Here is a 20,968-nt window from a genome sequence, read left to right as displayed (position 1 = left end):
TCTAATAATGCGGCTATAAGGTCTTTATTTTTGCGTCAAATTCTAAAATTTAAAAGTGATCGTTTTTCTTTTTAATACGGCTGTATTCTTGAAATTTTGCTATAAATACATTTTCAGAAATATACGGAAAAGAAGCGCCATACGGAAAATCCCGCGGCGCTTCTTTTCTGCTCAAATAATTCTATTTACGCAAGTATTGGCTAATCTTAGAATTTGCCAGCTTTTGCTGCCTCTTCAACAGCAACAGCGACAGCAACAGTCATACCAACCATCGGGTTGTTTCCTGCGCCGATCAGACCCATCATTTCTACGTGAGCCGGTACAGAAGAAGAACCTGCAAACTGAGCGTCAGAATGCATACGTCCCATTGTATCGGTCATACCGTAGGAAGCAGGACCTGCTGCCATGTTGTCCGGATGAAGAGTACGTCCTGTACCACCGCCGGAAGCAACGGAGAAGTATTTCTTGCCAGCTTCGATACGCTCTTTTTTGTAGGTACCTGCAACTGGATGCTGGAAACGAGTCGGGTTGGTGGAGTTTCCGGTGATGGAAACGTCAACGTTCTCTTTCCACATGATAGCAACACCTTCGCGAACATCGTTAGCGCCGTAGCAGTTAACTTTCGCACGCGGGCCGTTGGAATATGCTTTTCTGTATACTTCTTTCAGCTCGCCGGTGTAGTAGTCATACTCGGTCTCTACATAAGTAAAGCCGTTGATACGTGCGATGATCTGAGCAGCGTCTTTTCCAAGACCGTTCAGGATAACACGCAGAGGTTTCTGACGTACTTTGTTTGCTTTCTCAGCGATACCGATAGCACCCTCAGCAGCTGCGAAGGACTCATGTCCAGCCAGGAATGCGAAGCACTCGGTGTCCTCTTCCAGAAGCATTTTGCCAAGGTTACCATGGCCAAGACCAACTTTACGCTGATCTGCTACAGAACCCGGGATACAGAAGGACTGAAGTCCCTCACCGATAGCTGCTGCAGCTTCAGAAGCTTTACGACATCCTTTTTTGATTGCGATAGCTGCGCCTACCGTGTAAGCCCATTTTGCATTCTCGAAGCAGATTGGCTGAATGCCTTCGATCATTTTGTATACATCGAGGCCAGCGGCTTTTGTAACTTCTGCTGCTTCTTCGATCGAGTTGATTCCGTACTCAGCGAGCTTAGCCAGAATCTGTTTCTCTCTTCTTTCATATGATTCAAATAAAGCCATTTTCCTATCCTCCTAAATTATCTGATTACTCTTTTCTCGGGTCAACGATCTTAACAGCATCAGCAACACGTCCGTACTGTCCGCTTGCTTTCTCGAATGCTGTGTTTGCATCATCGCCGGCTTTGATGAAGTCCATCATCTTTCCGAAGTTGATGAATTTGTAACCGATAATCTCGTCATCCTCATCCAGTGCGATACCTGTTACATAACCGTCGGTCATTTCAAGGTAACGAGGTCCTTTTGCAAGGGTTCCGTACATAGTACCAACCTGGGAACGAAGTCCTTTACCAAGGTCTTCCAGTCCGGCACCTACAACCAGTCCGTCCTCGGAGAATGCACTCTGGCTTCTTTCGTAAACGATCTGAAGGAAGAGTTCTCTCATTGCAGTATTGATAGCATCACACACAAGGTCAGTATTCAGAGCCTCAAGGATGGTAAGTCCCGGAAGAATCTCAGATGCCATAGCTGCAGAATGAGTCATTCCTGAACATCCGATAGTCTCAACGAGAGCTTCCTGGATAACGCCCTCTTTTACGTTCAGAGTCAGTTTGCAGGTACCCTGCTGCGGTGCGCACCAGCCAATACCGTGAGTGAATCCGGAAATGTCTTTGATCTCTTTTGCTTTTACCCATTTTGCTTCCTCCGGAATCGGAGCTGCACCGTGATGCACGCCCTGGGTAACCGGACACATCATTTCTACTTCGTGTGAATAAGTCATTGTTAAACTCCTTTCAAATATGTACTTATTTGAGCTTTTGTCTTTCGAACGGACCGTTTCCAGCCTGTTCACAGACCTATGGTTATTGTCTCACAAAATTGGCCATTCGTCCAGCCTATTTTGATAAAAAATTGCAAAGACCGCCGAAAAACGATAAAATTTCCGGCGGTCTTTGCAAACGATCTGTTTGATTTTCTTGCGATAAAACAAGATATTTTTAATTATCAGATTTTTTTGACAATTTCCTTCGCGTTTTTAAAGATATGACCCGACGGGATCACACCACGGACGCAGGAGAGCGGGTAAATGTTGGAATTTCTTCCGACAACGGTTCCCGGATTCAGCACGCTGTTGCAGCCGACCTCAACCTCATCGCCGAGCATCGCACCGAATTTTTTCAGTCCGGTTTCGATCTGTTCGTCGGCGCCTTTGACAACGACAAGCTTCTTGTCGGATTTTACATTGGAAGTAATGGAACCGGCACCCATGTGCGCTTTGTGGCCAAGAACAGAGTCACCGACGTAATTGTAGTGCGGAACCTGTACTTTATTAAAGAGAATAACATTTTTCAGCTCGGTGGAGTTTCCAACGACAGCGCCTTCGCCGACGATGGCGTTTCCGCGGATAAAAGCACACTGGCGGATCTCCGCGCCTTTTCCGATAATGCATGGGCCGTTGATGGAAGCGGTCGGTGCGATACTGGCATCTTTTGCGATCCAGATATTTTTGCCGCGTTTTTCGTATTCTGCCGGATCAAGCGTCTCGCCGAGTTCAAGAATAAAGTCCTTGATGAGCGGAAGCACTTCCCATGGATACGTTTTGCCTTCAAAGATTTTTGCGGCAATGGTCTGGGTTAAATCATAAAGTTCAGAAATGGTTGCATCTTTCATGAGTGATTCATCCTTTCTTTTTTCTGTTCCTGTTTATCTTACCACATTTCAGGTGTTCTGTGCGGTCTTTTTTCTGTTCGAAGAAGACTTTGCAGAAGAGCTTCTTGAAGACGTGCTTTTTCCGGCACCGGAACGTGTGGAAGAGGCTTTTTTATAGTACGGCGCGGACGCATCAAAACTGCTCTTTAACTGGAACTGGTTCCGCATCTGCTTTACATTCACGGTGTGGCGTGTTACAAAGTTTTCCAGTTTTCCCATATATTCCTCAGAGGTAATGGATCCCTCCGCCACATAGGTGAGTCCCTTTTCCCAGCTTGCTGTCAGCTCCGGGTTCAGAAGCGGACGGATGGACTGGTGGACAACATCGTAGATCATTTCGCCGAGCTGCGTCGGTGTGATGACCTGCGTCTTTTTGTTCAACGCGAGGTACTTGATAAAGACAAGCTTTTTTAAGATCTCCGCACGCGTCGCACTCGTTCCGATGCCGCTTCCTCTGATCTGCTCACGGAGCTCCTCATCCTCGATGAGCTGTCCGGCATTCTCCATCGCAAGGATCATGGAACCGGAAGTATAGCGCTTCGGCGGGGAGGTTTCGCCCTCTTTGATCGAGAGACCGAGCAGGTTCAGTTCACTGCCTTTTTTTAACTGGGACAGTGCGGCAAGGAATGCGGGATCGCACGTTGTTTCCTCATCTTTTTTACGGTCGTCGTCCTCATCCTTTTTACGGAAGAAGGAGTAGTGCATCGCTTTTAAGTAGCCCTCCTCCACGAGAACACGGAAGTTGGAAAAGAACTGTTCGCCGCCGATTTCCGTCACAAGCGCAACCTTCTGATAGACGGCCGGCGGATAGAAGATACCGAGAAAACGGCGGACAATCGTTTCGTATACTTTGGCGGAAAGCTCCGAAAGATTCCGCAGATTGCCAAGGCCCTGTCCGGTCGGAATGATTGCGTAGTGGTCAGTGATCTGTTTATCATTCGTATAACGGGTGGAACCGATCTTTTTCCAGCTCTCGCCCTGTAAAATTTCATCCGCAAGACCGCGGCAGATGTTGTACTGCTGCAGGCCGCGCAGGTTCTTGCTGATTTCCTTTGCAACGGCAGAAGAAAGCACACGGGCGTCGGTACGCGGATAGGTAACCAGCTTTTTCTCGTAAAGCTCCTGGACGACTTTCAGTGTTTCATCCGGGCTGATTTTGAAGAAGCGGGCACAGTCGTTCTGCAGCTCCGCGAGGTTGTAGAGCAGCGGCGCATTTTTATTCTCTTTTTTCCGCTCCATTTTCAGAACGCGCGGGATCAGAGGATTCTGTGCTTTTAATTCGTCAATCAGCTTCTGTGCGTCTTCTTTTTTCTGGAATCCATTCTCCTTATAGAGAAGCGGTGAGTTAAAATAGCGGCTTCCTTTAACGGCACGCCATTCGCCTTCGAAATTCCGCCCGTTAAAAGAAAGACCGGCGATGACACGGTAGAACGGTGTTTTTACGAAACTGCGGATTTCGCGTTCGCGGCGCACGACCATGCCGAGCACGCACGTCATGACACGGCCGACGGAGATGGACTGGTATTTGGTGCCGAGATACGATGCGACGGCGTTTCCGTATTTTAACGAGAGAAGACGGGAAAAGTTAATGCCCATCAGGTAATCTTCTTTGGCACGGAGATAAGCGGAAGCTGAGAGATTGTTGTATTCGCTTTCATCCTTCGCTTCGCGGATGCCGCGCAGGATTTCTTCTTCTGTCTGTGAATCAATCCAGACACGTTTCTGCTTCTTGTCTTTGATACCGGCCATCTGTGCGACGAGGCGGTAGATATATTCTCCCTCGCGCCCGGAGTCGGTACAGACATAAATGGTCTCGATATCTTCCCGGTGGAGCAGGCCGCTCACGATGTTGAACTGCTTTTTTACTTCCGGGATTACTTCATATTTAAAATTTTCAGGCAAAAAAGGCAGGGTCTCAAGACTCCACCTTTTTAACGCAGGATCGTATTTTTCCGGGTAGCTCATCGTAACCAGGTGGCCGACGCACCAGGTTACGACGGAAGTTTCCGACTCCAGATACCCGTCCCTGCGCTGCATATTCTGTTTTAATGCTTTTGCGAATTCCTGAGCGACGCTCGGTTTCTCCGCAATGTATAAGGATTTTGTCATTTATCTGCACTCATCATTCGAAGCGGCCAGGCAAGGAGCAGTCCGCCTCCGATCATATTTCCGATAGTTACAATTACCATACTTTTCAGCGCGGCGGTAAGAGAGATACCGCCCGGAACGAGAAGTGCGGCGGTAACGAAGGTTGCCATATTGGCAATGCAGTGTTCGAAACCGGCAACAACGAATCCGGAGATACAAAGTATGATCATGAAAAATTTCGCAACTTCATTTTTGCATTTCATGCCGCAGGCAACGGCAAGGCAGACGAAGAAGTTGCAGAGAATGGCGCGGAAGAACATTTCTCCTACAGGAATGGAAAGTTTGTTCCCAATAAAGCCCGCATAGTAATCAGCGGTGCCGGAAGCGCCTGCCAGTACGAAAATCACGGAGAGGATCAGACATCCGACGAAATTTCCGATGTAGCTGACGAGCCATACTTTTCCAACCTGCGTCCACGATACTTTTTTATCGAAGGCACCAAGCGCCATGACAAGATTGTTTCCGGTAAAAAGCTCTGCGCCGATGAACACGATCAGAAGAACCGCGATAGCAAACACGATACCGCCAAGCAGTTTGCCCCACGCAGGATCGGAACCCTGGAAGACATTGCCGACTACGTTGGAGAAAATCATGGCAACGACGATAAAAAAGCCTGCCATGACCGAGCGGAGAAAGTATTTTCCAGGCTGTTCTTTCAGCAGCTTCGCCTTGTTTACCGCTGCCTCTGAAAATTTTTGTACGTCATCATAAGGCATATGTTACTCCTTTCTTATGTCCCGCATGCAGCAGGGGACATATCCCCGTTTTTTGTGTCCTGGGGATGGCCATTATTCCCGGGACACTTTGTGGAACGGTCACCGGGTTCGCTCTTTCGACTTTGGCTATTATATCATCCCCGGGGAAAATTCGCAATGAAGGAACGCGAAAAAACTGCATTTCCGCAGAAATGTCAGAAAATGGAAGAGAAAGTAACACATTGTATGAGAATGAGAATGGAAGATGGAAAGGCGCGCAGGATGTCGTAAAACGAAGCTATGCACCGCAGGGCGCTTATGTGGAAGCGGACGAGTGGGGAAAAGCAGAGCTCTATGTTTACAGTGAAGCGCTGAAGCCGGAAAAACTGACGTACCGTCTTGCATTGAGGGAACGGGAAGTACGGCGATTATGGGGAGGAAGGAATGTGCATCGGTATGTGTGTGGGATGTGCGCGTGGCAGTGCCCTGAATGGAAATGCCGGACTTGGACTGTCGATTGGAATGCTGATCGGGCTGGTGATTGGAATGTGTATTCCAAAAAGAAAATAGCAGAAAATGCAGGAAGTGGAATGAAATCGACGCTATTGTAGGAATAAAAGAAAAAATTTGAAAAATTTTAAAAATTACCGTTGACAAATCGAGAGAACAGTGCTAGAATCTATAAATGTCAGCGGGACATAAACGTTGATAAAAAACAAGAGATGGGATCTTAGCTCAGCTGGGAGAGCATCTGCCTTACAAGCAGAGGGTCATAGGTTCGAGCCCTATAGGTCCCATATTTATCAAAAATTACATATGGCGAGATAGCTCAGTTGGCTAGAGCACGCGGTTCATACCCGCGGTGTCGAGGGTTCGAATCCCCCTCTCGCTACGTCAGAAACTCCTGTGTGAACGGGAGTTTTTTTGCGTCCTGAAATACTTACAAAAATCGAACAGATGATTTCTTTTTAAGGGTGGATATTGTATAATGAGAAAAGAATATAAGTACAGAGGAGGTTTTTCGTGAAACTATTTCATTTATCCGATCTTCACATTGGAAAGCGTGTGAATGAGTTTTCCATGATCGAGGATCAGAAATATATTTTAACGCAGATTCTGTATGCAGCAGATCAGGAAAAGCCGGATGGGATTCTGATTTCCGGGGATGTGTATGACCGGACGATTCCGACGGCAGAGGCGGTGCAGGTGTTTGATGCGTTTCTGACCCGGCTTTCGGAGCAGAAAATTCCGGTTTTTATCATCAGCGGTAATCACGACTCGGCGGAGCGTCTGGCGTTTGGATCGAGTCTGATGGGGAAAAGCGGCATTTATTTTTCAAAGGTATATGATGGAACCGTAGAAAAGATTCCGATGCAGGATGCACATGGAACGGTCTGGATTTACCTTCTTCCATTTTTACGGCCGTCGACGATACGTCATGCTCTTCCGGAGCGTGCGGAGGAGGTGCAGTCTGCGGCGGACGCTGTGCGGATTGCGCTGGAGCAGACCAAGATCGATGAGAAGGAGCGGAATGTGCTTCTTGCGCACCAGTTTGTGACAGGGGCGAAGCGGTGCGATGCCGAAGAACTGCAGGTCGGTGATGTGGATCAGATACCGGCAGAACTCTTTGCTTCGTTTGACTATGTGGCGCTCGGCCATATCCATAGTCCGCAGAAAGTCGGCCGCGAGACGGTGCGCTACTGCGGTGCACCACTTAAATATTCGTTTTCCGAGGCGGGTCAGGAGAAGTCGATTACCGTCGTGGAATTAAAAGAAAAAGGCTGCGTGGACCTTCGTACGATTCCGCTGAAGCCGCTCCATGATCTCCGGAAAATCCGCGGAACGTATCTGGAAGTGACGGCGAAATCATTTTATGAGAACAGAGACTGCGAAGATTACCTGCAGGTGACCCTGACGGATGAAGAGGATGTGCCGGACGGCATGGCAAAGCTTCGGACCATTTATCCCAATCTGATGCGTCTCGAATATGATAATAAACGAACGCGGTCGAATGCAGAAGTCCGTGCGGCTGAACGTGTGGAGGAGAAGTCAGAGCTGGAGCTGTTTCAGGAGTTTTATGAGCTGCAGAATAACCAGCCGATGACAGAGGTGCAGGAGCAGTTTGTAGAAGAACTATTGCGGGGGATGAAGGAATGAAGCCAAAGAAATTGACCATCAGCGCATTCGGCCCGTACGCGGACCGGATGGATCTGGATTTTACACAGCTGGGCGGCGGTGGATTATATCTGATCACAGGAGATACCGGCGCGGGAAAAACGACAATTTTTGATGCGATCACGTTTGCACTCTACGGCGAGGCGAGCGGTGAAATCCGGAAAGGGGAGATGTTCCGCAGCAAATATGCGAAACCGGAAGTACGCACCTTTGTAGAACTCACCTTCACATACCGCGGAAAAGATTACACCGTAAAACGGAATCCGGAGTATCTGCGCCCGAAAGACCGCGGCCAGGGGATGACAACAGAGAAGGCGAATGCAGAGCTGATTTTCCCGGACGAGCGGCAGCCGGTCACAAAAAGTACGGAAGTGACCAAGGCGGTAACGCAGCTTCTTGGATTGGATCAGCGTCAGTTCCGGCAGATTGCCATGATTGCGCAGGGCGATTTTCAGAAACTTCTCCTCGCGGGGACGGCAGACAGGAGCGAAATTTTCCGAAAAATGTTCCATACGGAAATTTATCAGGAACTGCAGAATCGGCTGCGGGATGCGGCGAAAGTGCGGTGGAAAACGTATGATGAGAAAAAACGGAGCATCAGCCAGTATCTTACGGGGATTGTCTGCCCGGAGGATGCGGTGTTTCAGAAAGAACTTGCAAAGCTGAAAAAAGAAAAATTTGACGGAGAGGTAATGCGCGGCATGGAGCTGCTGGCGCTCTGCATCGAGATGGATCAGGAGCGCCTTTCCAGGCTGGAAGAGGAGCGCAGTGCACTGGGAACGCAGATGGAACAGCAGAACCGGCTGCTTGGAAAGGTAAAAGAGAGCCGGAAGCGGCAGGAGGAAAAAGCCCAGAAAGAAAAAGAACTGGAGGAGCTGATCCCGGAAGAGGCGGAGAAACGGCAGAAGAGCGAACAGGCAGACCGGGAGGCCTCTGTCTGCAAAGAACTGGAAATACAGATCCGCACAGGGCAGGAAAGCCTGGAACTGCTGCGGAAGATGAAACAGGAAAAAGAGGAACTTCTGGAACGGCGAAAGGAACTGCAGACGGCAGCGGAAGAAAAAGAAGGGCTGCGAATGGAGCAGGAACAGGCAAAAGCGCAGATTACAGAACAAAAAGAACAGGAAGAAGCACTTTCCGGAACGGAGACGCTTCTGGCGCGGGCGGAGCAGAAAGAGACACAGGTACGGGAACGGCTTGAAACGATGACATCCTACCATGAGGCGGTTCTTGCGGCGAATCAAAAGGCCGCAGTTCTGACCGAAGAGTTAAAGCATCTGCAGGAGCAGGAAAATGCGCTTTCGGTTCAGATGGAAACGACGGCGGTGCGGCTGGCAGAAAGACAGGATGCTGCCTTGCAGGAGGAAAAATGGCGGCAGGCAGGAAAAGAATTTTCACAGCTGCTGAGAAACTGGACGGCAGCGGAGAGAGAGTGGAAGGAGAAGCAGGAGGCGTATCGAAAAAGTCTGGAAATCAGAAATGATGTGCGGGAAACATATCAGGAGATGGAAAGGCTGTTTCTGGATGCGCAGGCGGGGATTCTGGCAGAAAATCTGACAGAGGGAACCCCGTGCCCGGTCTGTGGATCTGTGCATCATCCGGCACTGGCAAAAAAGGCGGAGCATGCACCGGATAAGGAAGCGCTGGATCAGAAAAAAGAAGAACTGCAGAAGCAGAACGAAGTGACCGCGGCATTAAGCGAAGCGGCGGGAAACTTCGGAAGACAGACGAAAGCGGCAAGGGAAGAACTGGCACGGCGGATTGCCTGGCGAGCTGCTGTTCCGGCAAGGACAGAAGAAGTACCAGCGGATCAGAAATGCCAAAAAGAACAGGAACGTCTGGCACAGCTATCAGAAGAGCAGTTTGCACAGGCTGCCAAGGAAACAGAAAAACAGCTTGCATCAGAAGAAAAGCGTCAGAAAACGCGCCGGGAAGAATATGCGGCATATGAAAAACAGCAGCAGCAGGAACAGAAGCAGCGGGAAAAACGGAAACAGGTAATGGCAGAAAAACAGGCAGAACTTGGCCGGCTGGAAGGAGAAAAACAGACGTTTTCTGTACAGCTGGAACGGAGAATCGAAGAGATCTTAAAAACTGCGGCGGAAGATCAGAAGGCCGCTGCAGGACAGCTGCAGACAGCTAAAAACAGATGGGATACTTTTCAACAGGAACCGGAAAAAGAAGAGAGGCTTCAGCAGCTGCTGCTGGCGGCATTGGAATGTGAAAAAGCTCTGGAGCAGGAGAAAAATCAGGTTTCGATACGTAAAAAAGAGCTTCTTGCGAAACAAAAAGAATGGAAAGCTCTGAAACGGATCATTCAGACAGGGACAGAGCAGATGGAACAGCGGGAAAAAGCGATTCACGAAAAAGAACTGTTGGAAACAAAAGTAAGGGAAATGGAAAAAACGCTGCTGGAAAAGATCGGGGAAAAAGAAGCACAGCTTGCTGGAAAAGATGAAGCACAGCTGCGGACCAACATTTCCGAATGGGGCGCGAAAAAAGCGCAGCTGGAGCTGGCACAGCAAGAGGCCCGAAAAGCGTTCGATGAAGTAAAGAACCGTCTGACCGAAGTGCGTGCAGCCATTGCAGCAATCCGTTCCCTCGAAGAAACTGCAGAAACAGAAGATACCCTTCCTTCCGAAACAGAACTGCAGGAAAAAATTGCAGAACTGACAGAGCAGAAACAAAAAGCTGATCAGAAGCACAGCGAACAGTACCATGCGGCGAATACGAACCGGTCCACATATCAGGCCGTGCAGAATCAGCAGAGCCAGATGCAGGCAGTGGAAGAGGAGTACAAATGGGTACGCGCACTCGCTGATACGGCAGGCGGCACTCTTGGCGGAAAGCGGAAAATCGAACTCGAGACGTACGTTCAGATGGCCTATTTTGACCGGATTCTGCGAAAAGCCAATCTCCGTTTCCTGACCATGAGCGGCGGGCAGTATGAACTGAAACGACAGGAGGACGGTGCAAATAAAAAAGAAAAAGCCGGTCTGGATCTGAATGTCATCGATCACTATAACGGAACAGAGCGCAGTGTCCGCACACTCTCCGGCGGTGAGTCTTTCCAGGCATCGCTTTCACTGGCACTTGGCCTTTCCGATGAAATCCAGTCGTACGCGGGAGGAATCCAGCTCGATGCGATGTTTGTGGATGAGGGCTTTGGTTCGCTCGACGAGGAGTCTCTGAATCAGGCAGTCAAGGCACTGGAGGGACTTGCCGGCGGAAACTGTATGGTCGGCATTATCTCCCATGTGCCGGAATTAAAAGAACGGATCGAGAAAAAGATCGTTGTGACGAAAAACAGAAGCCGTGAAGGTGTGGGAAGCACAGCGGTGATTGAATAAAAGAAAAATCGCAGAAATGGTTTCCTAAATTTCTTGTCAGATGGCAGATGCAATGGTATAATAAGGGGCGTTGGACTTAAAAAGAAAGCGTGCAGCGAGTTACAGAACTCAATATTTTGTAGACCACCGGCCTTATGCGCCGGCTTGCAATAGAATGGAGGAAACCAATGAAAACTTCAGATTTTTACTATGATCTGCCAAAAGAACTGATTGCGCAGGATCCGCTCGAAGACCGCAGCGCCTCCCGCCTGATGCATCTGAATAAAGAAACCGGTGAATATGAGCATGGCCATTTCCGTGATATTCTGAAATACTTAAAACCGGGCGACTGCCTTGTGATCAACGATACCAAAGTAATTCCGGCGCGTCTCTACGGTTCGAAAGTCGGCACCGATGCAGCAATCGAAATCCTTCTGTTAAAAAGAAGAGAAAATGATATCTGGGAGACCCTCGTAAAACCGGGCAAAAAATGTAAGGTCGGCACGGTGATCTCCTTCGGCGACGGCATTCTGACCGGAGAGGTTGTGGATATTGTCGATGAGGGAAACCGTCTGATCCAGTTCCATTACGACGGCATTTTCGAGGAGATCCTCGACCAGCTTGGCGAGATGCCGCTGCCGCCGTATATCACACACAAACTGCAGGATAAGAACCGCTACCAGACGGTATACGCGAAACATGAGGGAAGCGCAGCCGCTCCGACCGCAGGACTGCACTTTACAAAAGAGCTTCTGCAGCAGGTGCGGGATGCCGGCGTAAAGATTGCACATGTAACCCTGCATGTCGGCCTTGGCACCTTCCGTCCGGTGAAAGTGGAGGATGTCACCCAGCATCACATGCATTCTGAGTTCTATGTGGTAGAAGAAGATCAGGCAAAACTGATCAACGATACGAAAGCAGCAGGCGGCCGTGTCATCGCAGTCGGAACAACGAGCTGCCGTACCCTGGAATCGGCAACCGGCGAGGACGGCATTTTAAAAGCCGGAAGCGGCTGGACCGAGATCTTTATCTATCCGGGCTACAGATTCAAGATGATCGACGGGCTGATCACCAATTTCCATCTGCCGGAGTCCACACTTGTGATGCTGGTATCGGCACTGGCTGGAAAAGAGCATATTATGGCAGCTTATGAAGAGGCTGTAAGAGAAAAATACCGCTTTTTCTCCTTCGGCGATGCCATGATGATTGAATAAAAAATTCGTTTATGACAAAAATACGATGCTGAAAGAAAACGACCATATAGGAACACCCGCGAAGCCCTATATGGTCGTTTTTTGTCCAGCGAATCTTCTAAATCTTTCTTTTTCCCTGCCGAAAAACAGAAGATTTTATTAAGGTTTCTGAAAACGAGCGGAACTGGGTTGTGTCAGGGAATGTTTTTGCGTATACTGATACGTGTTTGAGACAAGGGAGGACGGATTTTGAAGAGAGACGAGAGAAGAAAGTTTTCATACTATGGTATCCTGCCGCTGGTTCTGACTCTGACAGCGAATTTTATCGCTTATTTCGGAACGCGGCCGTTTACCAGTTCGTGGAAACATTACAATATAGAAACGGTGCTGGACCAGCAGATCCCGGTGATCCCGTGGACGATCGTGATTTATTTTGGCTGTTATCTGGTCTGGATTGTAAATTATCTGATTGCCGCAAGCAGAGAGAAAGAATTTGTCTGGCGGTTCTTTGCAGCAGATGTTCTGGCGCGGCTTGTCTGTATGGCATTTTATCTGCTGCTGCCGACAACGAACGTAAGGCCGTCGATCCCGGAACAGGGATTCTGGAATCAGATGCTTGCCTTGCTCTACCAGATGGATGCGGCGGACAATTTGTTCCCATCGATTCACTGCCTGAACAGCTGGTTCTGCTATATCGCAGTCCGCGGCAGAAGGGAGATTCCGCGCTGGTATCAGCGGTTCTCTTTCTGGGCGGCACTTGCCGTGTTTGTTTCTACGCTGACAACAAAGCAGCATGTGATTGCAGATGTGATTGGCGGAGCGCTTCTGGCAGAAGTGACGTGGCAGATCGCGGGACGCACGCATCTTGGTGCATGGTATGGAATGATATTGGAACGAAGGAGGTGGAAACGCCGTGCAGAGTAAGAAAAAAATGATCGTGAATACTGTTTTTCTCGTTGTGATTTTTGCGTTGACGATATACGGTGTTTTCCACGGCGAAGACCTTGGGGCAATGATGGAAGCAATGCGGCGCGCAGACGTGCGGTGGCTGCTGCCGGGACTGTTCTGTGTCGTGTTTTTTATCTGGGGAGAATCGATCATCATCTGGTACATGATGCATTCCTTTCAGATTCCGGTGAAGAAGCGGACATGTTTTCTGTTTTCTTCCGTCGGATTCTTTTTCAGCTGTATCACACCGTCCGCAAGCGGCGGCCAGCCGATGCAGCTCTACTATATGAAAAAAGAGAAAATATCACTTCCGGTATCAACGGTGATTCTGATGATCGTCACGATCACCTACAAAGCGGTACTGGTCGTGGTGGGACTTGGGCTTGTTCTGTTCGGACAGGGCTTCCTGCACCGGTATCTGACGGAAATCCTTCCGGTTTTCTATCTGGGAATCGGTCTGAATGTCTTCTGTATCACAGCCATGCTTATTCTGGTTTTTCATCCGGCGCTTGCGCGGACGATTCTGGTTTTTGGACTGAAAATCGTGGAAAAACTGCATTTGACGAAACGAAAAGAAAGCCGCCTGAAAAAACTGGAAGCTTCCATGGAAGTCTACCAGAATACGGCAGCGTATCTTGGCACCCACAAAATGGTGCTGGTCAATGTCCTTGCGATTACCTTTGCACAGAGGTTTGCTTTATTTGCAGCAACATGGTTTGTATACCGCGCCTTCCATCTATCAGGCATTTCCTTTATCACCATTGTGCTGCTGCAGGCGGTTATTTCCGTATCGGTTGACATGCTGCCGCTTCCGGGAGGAATGGGAATCAGCGAGACACTGTTCCTGAAAATTTTTCCGCCGGTCTTTGGAAGCACGCTGCTTCTTCCGGCAATGGTGCTTTCCAGAGGGCTCGGCTACTACGGGGAGCTGCTGGTGAGTGCAGTCTTTACCATCGTCGCACAGCTTACGATCGGGAATACAAAAAGAGAAAAAAGAGGGGGAACTACATATGATAGGGTTCTATGATTATACCGTAATATTAACATATATCAGCTTTGCATCGTCCATCAGCGGCATTTTTCTTGCAACGCGGGGACACTTTAACTGGGCGATTTTTTGTCTTGCTTTTTCCGGACTATGCGATATGTTCGATGGAAAAATTGCGCGGACGAAGAAAAACAGGACCGAAGATGAAAAGCGGTTCGGCATTCAGATCGATTCGCTCTGCGATGTGGTCTGTTTCGGCGTCTTTCCGATCGTGCTCTGCTATGAGCTTGGCATGACACATTTTTACAGCATTCCGATTCTTATTTTCTACGGTCTTGCGGGCGTGATCCGTCTGGGATATTTTAACGTGATGGAAGAGAAGCGTCAGAATGAAACTTCGGAGAACCGGAAATATTACCAGGGACTGCCGATTACCTCGATGTCAGTAGCTCTGCCGCTGCTGTTCGTCTTTGCGCCGCTCTGCCGCGGATACTTTCTGATCTGGCTGCATCTGCTGGTGCTGGCGGTCGGCGTTCTGTTTATCACAGATTTCCGCTTCCGCAAGCCGACGAATAAAGAGCTTGCTGTGCTGGTAGCGGTCGTTGGAGCGGCTGTGCTCCGCGGACTTCTGATCTGGAAGGGAGGAAGAGCGATTTGAGACTCTGCGCTTGTCCTTACCGAAAACAGGGGAAAAATCATCCAAAGCTTGATCTGATCCGCGAGGAAAATGATCTGCAGGACCGTTTTCTGCACATGATGTACAGCCATGCCGCCGGAAGAGCCGCGATGCAGCCGCTGGTTCAGCCGATTGTATCACGTGCGGCAGGCCGCTTTCTGGACAGCCGCTGGTCGGTGCCGCTGATTGCACCGTTTGTAAAGAAAAATCGTATTTCGATGAAGGAATGCACCGCAAAGCAGTTTATCTCGTTCAATGATTTCTTTGTGCGGAAGCTGAAAATGGATGCACGTCCGTTTTCCAATGCGCCGCAGGATTTTATCAGCCCGTGTGATGCGCGGCTTACGGTTTATCCGATTCATGAGAACGGGAAGTTTGAGATCAAGAACACAGAATATACGCTGGAACAGCTTCTGCGCGACCGGAAGCTGGCAAAACGGTATGAGGGCGGAACGTTATTTCTGTTCCGGCTTTCCGTGGACGATTATCACCGGTATCTCTTTGTGGATGACGGCGTCTGCTCGACGGAACGGCGGATTGAGGGTGTGCTCCACACGGTCAATCCGGCGGCGAATGATTTCTGCCCGATCTATAAAGAAAATACGAGAACCTACACGCTGCTGCAGTCCGCAAATTTCGGCACACTGCTGCAGATGGAGGTCGGTGCGATGATGGTCGGAAAGATTGTCAATGAAAATGCCGGAGCGGCGAGACGTGTACAGCGCGGCGAAGAGAAAGGCTATTTTGCCTTCGGTGGTTCGACAGTGATCGTTCTGGCACAGAAGGGAAGCGCAGTGCCGGAAAAACGGATCTGGAATTATTCGCGGCTTGGAATCGAGACGCGGGTACGGCAGGGAGAAACGGTTGGAATGGCCGGAAGAACAGGATAAAAGCAAAAAAATGGATTGTGAGGAAATGATCTTCACAATCCATTTTTTGTTTAAACGTTTTTTATGCCTGCAGCCGTGCCAGATCCTGGTAGAACGTCGGATACGAGATATCCACACAGCCGGCGCGCAGGATTTCCGTCGGTGTCTCGGCGGAAAGCGATGCGATTGCAAACGACATCGCAATGCGGTGGTCGAGGCGGCTGTCGATCTGGGCGCCGTGGAACGGTTTTCCGCCCTCAATGATCATGCCGTCGTCCGTGCCTTCCAGGGAAACACCCATCTCGGTGAGTTCGTTTACCATGATATCAAGACGGTTCGATTCTTTGACTTTCAGTTCCTCTGCATTCCGGATCACGGTTGTGCCGTTCGCTGTGGCGGCAAGAACCGCGATGATCGGGATTTCGTCGATCAGGGTCGGGATCAGTTCGCCCTCGATGACAGTGCCGGAAAGAGACGGCGTATAGCGCACGAGAAGGTCTGCAACCGGTTCTCCGCCGGAGTTCTGCTCATTCAGAAGTGTGATGTCAGCACCCATGGCGCGGCAGACGCGGAGCATACCGTCGCGGGTCGGGTTGATGCCGACATTTTTCAGAAGCACCTCAGAGCCTGGAACTATCAGCGCGGCGGCGATGAAGTAGGCGGCGGAGGAAATATCTCCCGGCACACGGACGAGATTTCCATGGAGATCCGGGTCCGGCAGAACCGATGCGGTCAGCCCTTCGGAGGCAACGTCGGCGCCGAAGAATTTCAGCATCAGCTCCGTATGGTTTCTGGAAAGAGCCGGTTCGGTAACGCTTGTTTTTCCGTCAGCATACAGTCCGGCAAGCAGGATACACGATTTGACCTGTGCGGATGCGACCGGCGAAAGATAGGAGATGGCGTGGAGCGGATGGCCGTTGATCGCAAGCGGCGCACAGCCGTTTTCCGGAATACTGCGGATGGAAGCGCCCATCTGGGTCAGCGGATTGATGATGCGTCCCATCGGCCGTTTCTGAATGGAAGCGTCACCGGTCAGTGTACTGGAAAAGTTCTGGCCGGCAAGAATGCCGGAGATCAGGCGTGTCGTTGTTCCGCTGTTTCCGCAGTCGAGAACGGCAGACGGAGCCGAAAGCCCGTGCAGGCCTTTTCCATGAACGAGGATGCGCTCCGGCGTGTTCTCGATCTCGATGCCCATACTGCGGAAGCAGGAGATGGTGGAGAGACAGTCGGCACCCTGTAAAAAGTTTGTGACTTCTGTGGTTCCCTCTGAAATGGCACCGAACATGACGGCGCGGTGGGAAATGGATTTATCGCCCGGCACGGAGATTTCTCCGCGCAGAGGGCGTACTGCTTTCTGGAACTGCATAACGTAACTTCCTCCTGTCAAAATATACGCACTTTTAATTGCGGATATGGATGGTATAACCATGGTCTTTTAAGACCTTCCGGGCAAGAATGCCTGCCTGCTCTTCATAAAATTCAATGCGGAGAGCGCCCTCTTCGAACTCGCGGTTATGCGTAATGCCGATATTTTTAATACTGATCTGGTTGATGGCAAGAATCGTTGTAACGGCTGCAATTCCGCCAGCTTCATCGAGCAGGTCACAGTAAACGACGTATTCTTTCTTCGTTGGTCCATAGGAAGAATCTTCCATGGAATTCCGGTATTCGCGGGAACTCTCAAACATATTGTAGAGCTCGTGGCCTTTTTTGTTGTCAACCAGGTATTTTGCCTGGACGAGAAGGCGGATATAGGAATCCAGCACATTCGAGAGCTGCTTCTGGTTTGAGAGACAGATCTGCTGCCATACCTCCGGGGAGGAAGAAGCGATGCGGGTGATGTCCTTGAAGCCGCCTGCAGCAACGGTTTTCATCTGCTCTTCCGGTGTGTCCAGGGATGCGAGTGCATTGACCAGGGTAGCGGCAACGATATGCGGCAGATGGCTGACACCTGCGGTGATGTAGTCGTGCTCTTCGTATGTTAAAACCATCGGGATCGCCTTTAAGGACTGGACAAGATCAACGAAAGCGGAAACTGCCGCGATCTCAACGTCTGGTCCAGGTGTAATCATATAGTATGCATTTTCCAGCAGGTAATCGGTGGCACTGGAATATCCTGTCTTTTCGGAGCCTGCCATCGGATGGCCGCCGATAAACTGGTGCGTCATGCCGAGGGTCTCAACCGCCTGATGGATTTCTCCTTTTACACTTCCGACGTCTGTGATGATACAGCCCGGTTTTGCGATGCCTTTCACGAACGGAAGATAGGAGATGTTGGTGCTGACAGGAGCACATAAGAAGATATAGTCACAGTCGGCAAAGCGGTCGTCCCGTTCTTCCAGCGCGATATCAATCACGCCCTCCTGAATTGCCTCTTCGATCGTCGCTTTGGTGCGGCAGTAGGCCATCAGTTTATACTCCGGGTGAACCTTTCTGAGGGTTTTTGCAATGGAGCCGCCGATGAGGCCAAGGCCGATAAAGCCGATGCAGATTTTTTCGGATGTATCACACATAATTCAAGTAGTCCTTTCTGACATTTTTCGTAGGTAAATCGTATAAAAGACATTGTAAAGCATCTGAAATCAAATGTCAAAGATTTCTTGCTTTAAAGTGACAAAGCATTTTTGGAAGGCAGCAATTTTGCTTGTTTTGCAAAATCCGGCAGATTCCACAGAAAAGCCAGACAGAAAAGCGGAAGAAAGGCAGAATAACCAGCTAAAATACATATAAAATTTAAAAATTCAGAAATATATTGTGAAATATGAATAATATACTTGCAAAAAAGAAAAAACTTTAGTAGAATAGTGACTATGATAAGAGGAACGGAAGACGTGAATCTTGATAAAAAGCAGAAAGGCGAACAGGAGCGGCCTTACAATCTGCAAATTTACTTACATGGGAGGTATTACATATGGACGTTTTTAGAACTGACCGAATCAGAAATGTGGTGCTGCTGGGACACAGCGGTTCCGGAAAGACAAGTCTGACCGAAGCTATGGCTTATCTTTCCGGTATGACAAGCCGTCTCGGAAAAGTGACAGACGGAAATACCGTCAGCGATTTTGACAAAGAAGAAATCAAGCGCAAATGCTCGATTTCCACAACGCTTGTCCCGGTCGTATGGGGAAAGAATAAGATCAATGTTCTGGATACTCCTGGAATGTTTGATTTCGTAGGAGAAGCACAGGAAGCCGCTTCCGCAGCAGATGCCGCTGTAATCGTAGTATCCGGAAAAGCCGGCGTGCAGGTCGGAACCCAGAAAGCATGGGAACTCTGCGAGAAATACAATCTTCCGCGTATGATCTTCGTAACGGAAATGGATCAGGACGATGTCAGCTACCGTCAGGTAGTGGAGCAGCTCACCGAACTGTACGGAAAACGAATCGCACCGCTTCATATGCCTCTGCGTGAGGATGGTAAATTTGTAGGATATATCAACATCGTAAAGAACAAAGGCCGCCGATATATCGAAAAAGATAAAAAAGAAGAATGCCCGATTCCGGATTACTCCGTAGAATATCTGGAGAAGTACCGTGAAACCCTGATGGAATCCGTGGCAGAAACAAGTGAAGAGTTTATGGACCGCTACTTTGGCGGAGAAGAGTTCTCGGTAACAGAGATTTCCGCAGCGCTTGCCATGAACGTAGGAGACGGCACTATCGTTCCGGTATGCATGGGCTCCCCGGTCAATCTGCAGGGCGTATCGAACCTTCTCGACGATATCTGCGGATACTTCCCGGATCCGTCCACCCGTCCGTGTGCCGGCATCAATCTCGATACGAACGAAATCTTCGAGGCAAATTACGACTTCGCAAAACCGAAGAGCGCGACCATTTTCAAGACGATCGTGGATCCGTTCCTTGGAAAATATTCGATGATCAAGGTTTGCTCCGGTGTCATCAAGAGCGACGATGTACTCTATAATGTAGATCAGGAATCCGAAGAAAAACTGAATAAACTGTATGTCCTCGAAGGCTCCAAACCGATCGAAGTACCGGAGCTGCACGCAGGAGATATCGGTGCTATCGCAAAACTCGGCGATGCAAAAACCGGTGATTCCCTTGCGACAAAGAACAATCAGGTCCGCTACGGAAAACCGGATGTTTCCACTCCGTACACCGCAAAACGATATAAACCGAAGAACAAAGCCGATGTAGATAAGATTTCCCAGGCATTTGCAAAGATGATGCAGGAAGACCTGACGATGAAAGCAGTCAACGATTCTGCAAACCATCAGACGCTGCTGTACGGCATGGGCGACCAGCACATCGATATTATCGTAAGCAAACTGCTGGAACGCTACAAAGTAGAAGTAGAGCTGTCACGTCCGAAGGTAGCCTTCCGCGAGACGATCCGCAAGAATTCGGATGTAGAAGCAAAATACAAAAAACAGTCCGGCGGCCACGGTCAGTACGGTCATGTAAAGATGCGCTTCTCCGCTTCCGGTGATCTCGAAAAACCATACGTTTTCGAGCAGGAAGTTGTCGGCGGCGCTGTTCCGAAGAACTACTTCCCGGCTGTTGAAAAAGGTATCCAGGAAGCTGTACAGAAAGGCCCTCTGGCTGCTTATCCGGTAGTCGGCGTGAAAGCCGTTCTGTATGATGGTTCTTATCATCCGGTAGACTCCTCCGAGATGGCATTCAAGACCGCAGCGATCCAGGCATTCAAGAAAGGCTTTATGGAAGCATCTCCGGTTCTCCTTGAGCCGATCGTTTCGATGAAGATCACCGTAGACGATAAATACACCGGCGATATCATGGGCGACCTCAACAAACGCCGCGGCCGTGTACTCGGCATGAACCCGGATCACAAGGGCCATACCATTATTGAGGCCGATGTTCCGGAGCTTGAGATCTACGGATACGGCACAACGCTCCGCTCCATGACAGGCGGAAGCGGTGATTTCTCCTATGAGTTTGCAAGATATGAGCAGGCTCCGTCCGATATCCAGGCAAAAGAGATTGAGGAAAGAGCTTCGAAGGTTGAAAAAGCAGAAGAATAAAGTTTTATAAAATAGTGTGATAAAACAGAGAAAATCCGGTTTCGGGAGCAGAATTCGCCCGTAAACCGGATTTTTCTGCGG

The 20,968-nt window shown here is 49.5% G+C and carries 16 protein-coding genes and 2 tRNA genes; 11 read left to right on the top strand and 7 right to left on the bottom strand.

Annotated features, from left to right (window positions below; genetic code table 11):
* Positions 1–206: 206 nt before the first annotated feature.
* The 5 genes from ACY2VT_RS07785 to ACY2VT_RS07765 all read right to left on the bottom strand — a co-directional run bounded on the left by ACY2VT_RS07785 (position 207) and on the right by ACY2VT_RS07765 (position 5,728).
* Positions 207–1,217 (bottom strand): GGGtGRT protein, encoded by a 1,011-nt coding sequence (locus ACY2VT_RS07785; RefSeq protein WP_055217706.1) that lies wholly within the window; start codon positions 1,215–1,217, stop codon positions 207–209.
* A 25-nt stretch (positions 1,218–1,242) separates the two neighbouring features.
* Positions 1,243–1,935, bottom strand: coding sequence for an iron-sulfur cluster assembly scaffold protein (locus ACY2VT_RS07780; RefSeq protein ID WP_461879479.1), 693 nt, complete (start codon positions 1,933–1,935; stop codon positions 1,243–1,245).
* A gap of 224 nt (positions 1,936–2,159) precedes the next feature.
* Positions 2,160–2,825: an acyltransferase gene (locus ACY2VT_RS07775; RefSeq protein ID WP_461879478.1), complete on the bottom strand. Its 666-nt coding sequence runs from the start codon at positions 2,823–2,825 to the stop codon at positions 2,160–2,162.
* 48 nt (positions 2,826–2,873) lie between these two features.
* A complete protein-coding gene (locus ACY2VT_RS07770) occupies positions 2,874–4,973 on the bottom strand; it encodes a DNA topoisomerase (RefSeq protein ID WP_461879477.1) in 2,100 nt (699 codons plus the stop codon).
* Positions 4,970–5,728 (bottom strand): formate/nitrite transporter family protein, encoded by a 759-nt coding sequence (locus ACY2VT_RS07765; RefSeq protein WP_461879475.1) that lies wholly within the window; start codon positions 5,726–5,728, stop codon positions 4,970–4,972. Before ACY2VT_RS07765 ends, ACY2VT_RS07770 begins: the two co-directional genes overlap by 4 nt.
* 191 nt (positions 5,729–5,919) lie before the next feature.
* Between ACY2VT_RS07765 and ACY2VT_RS07760 the strand changes: the two genes are divergently transcribed.
* The 10 genes from ACY2VT_RS07760 (at position 5,920) to ACY2VT_RS07715 (ending at position 15,906) form a co-directional block, all read left to right on the top strand.
* Positions 5,920–6,318 (top strand): hypothetical protein, encoded by a 399-nt coding sequence (locus tag ACY2VT_RS07760; protein WP_461879474.1) that lies wholly within the window; start codon positions 5,920–5,922, stop codon positions 6,316–6,318.
* Positions 6,319–6,431: 113 nt separating this feature from the next.
* A tRNA-Val gene (locus tag ACY2VT_RS07755) sits at positions 6,432–6,504 on the top strand.
* Between the two features lie 21 nt (positions 6,505–6,525).
* Positions 6,526–6,599 (top strand) — tRNA-Met (locus ACY2VT_RS07750).
* A 131-nt stretch (positions 6,600–6,730) separates the two neighbouring features.
* Positions 6,731–7,864, top strand: coding sequence for an exonuclease SbcCD subunit D (locus ACY2VT_RS07745; RefSeq protein ID WP_461879473.1), 1,134 nt, complete (start codon positions 6,731–6,733; stop codon positions 7,862–7,864).
* Positions 7,861–11,232 carry an AAA family ATPase gene (locus ACY2VT_RS07740; RefSeq protein ID WP_461879472.1) on the top strand — a complete coding sequence of 1,124 codons (3,372 nt, stop codon included), beginning with the start codon at positions 7,861–7,863 and terminating at the stop codon, positions 11,230–11,232. Before ACY2VT_RS07745 ends, ACY2VT_RS07740 begins: the two co-directional genes overlap by 4 nt.
* A 167-nt stretch (positions 11,233–11,399) precedes the next feature.
* On the top strand, positions 11,400–12,425 hold the full coding sequence (queA, locus tag ACY2VT_RS07735; protein WP_461877849.1) for a tRNA preQ1(34) S-adenosylmethionine ribosyltransferase-isomerase QueA: 1,026 nt from the start codon (positions 11,400–11,402) through the stop codon (positions 12,423–12,425).
* Between the two features lie 228 nt (positions 12,426–12,653).
* Positions 12,654–13,328, top strand: coding sequence for a phosphatase PAP2 family protein (locus ACY2VT_RS07730; protein WP_461879471.1), 675 nt, complete (start codon positions 12,654–12,656; stop codon positions 13,326–13,328).
* Complete coding sequence (locus tag ACY2VT_RS07725; RefSeq protein WP_461877847.1) at positions 13,318–14,379, top strand: lysylphosphatidylglycerol synthase transmembrane domain-containing protein; 1,062 nt, start codon at positions 13,318–13,320, stop codon at positions 14,377–14,379. Before ACY2VT_RS07730 ends, ACY2VT_RS07725 begins: the two co-directional genes overlap by 11 nt.
* A complete protein-coding gene (locus ACY2VT_RS07720; RefSeq protein WP_461879470.1) occupies positions 14,363–14,998 on the top strand; it encodes a CDP-alcohol phosphatidyltransferase family protein in 636 nt (211 codons plus the stop codon). Before ACY2VT_RS07725 ends, ACY2VT_RS07720 begins: the two co-directional genes overlap by 17 nt.
* Positions 14,995–15,906: a phosphatidylserine decarboxylase gene (locus tag ACY2VT_RS07715; RefSeq protein WP_461877845.1), complete on the top strand. Its 912-nt coding sequence runs from the start codon at positions 14,995–14,997 to the stop codon at positions 15,904–15,906. Before ACY2VT_RS07720 ends, ACY2VT_RS07715 begins: the two co-directional genes overlap by 4 nt.
* Before the next feature lie 61 nt (positions 15,907–15,967).
* On the opposite strand, the gene aroA is transcribed toward ACY2VT_RS07715, so the two are convergent.
* The gene (aroA, locus tag ACY2VT_RS07710) at positions 15,968–17,251 is read right to left on the bottom strand and encodes a 3-phosphoshikimate 1-carboxyvinyltransferase (protein ID WP_461879469.1); all 1,284 of its coding nucleotides are present in this window, start codon (positions 17,249–17,251) and stop codon (positions 15,968–15,970) included.
* A 34-nt stretch (positions 17,252–17,285) separates the two neighbouring features.
* Positions 17,286–18,398, bottom strand: a complete 1,113-nt coding sequence (locus ACY2VT_RS07705) for a prephenate dehydrogenase/arogenate dehydrogenase family protein (RefSeq protein WP_461874241.1) — start codon at positions 18,396–18,398, stop codon at positions 17,286–17,288.
* A gap of 398 nt (positions 18,399–18,796) precedes the next feature.
* Between ACY2VT_RS07705 and ACY2VT_RS07700 the strand changes: the two genes are divergently transcribed.
* The gene (locus tag ACY2VT_RS07700) at positions 18,797–20,887 is read left to right on the top strand and encodes an elongation factor G (protein WP_461879468.1); all 2,091 of its coding nucleotides are present in this window, start codon (positions 18,797–18,799) and stop codon (positions 20,885–20,887) included.
* Positions 20,888–20,968 lie beyond the last annotated feature (81 nt).

It is taken from the genome of Fusicatenibacter sp. (assembly GCF_050872605.1).
Classification (GTDB): domain Bacteria; phylum Bacillota; class Clostridia; order Lachnospirales; family Lachnospiraceae; genus Fusicatenibacter.
The sequence above is the reverse complement of the archived record's forward strand: the minus strand, read 5'-3'. Positions and strand labels throughout refer to the sequence as shown.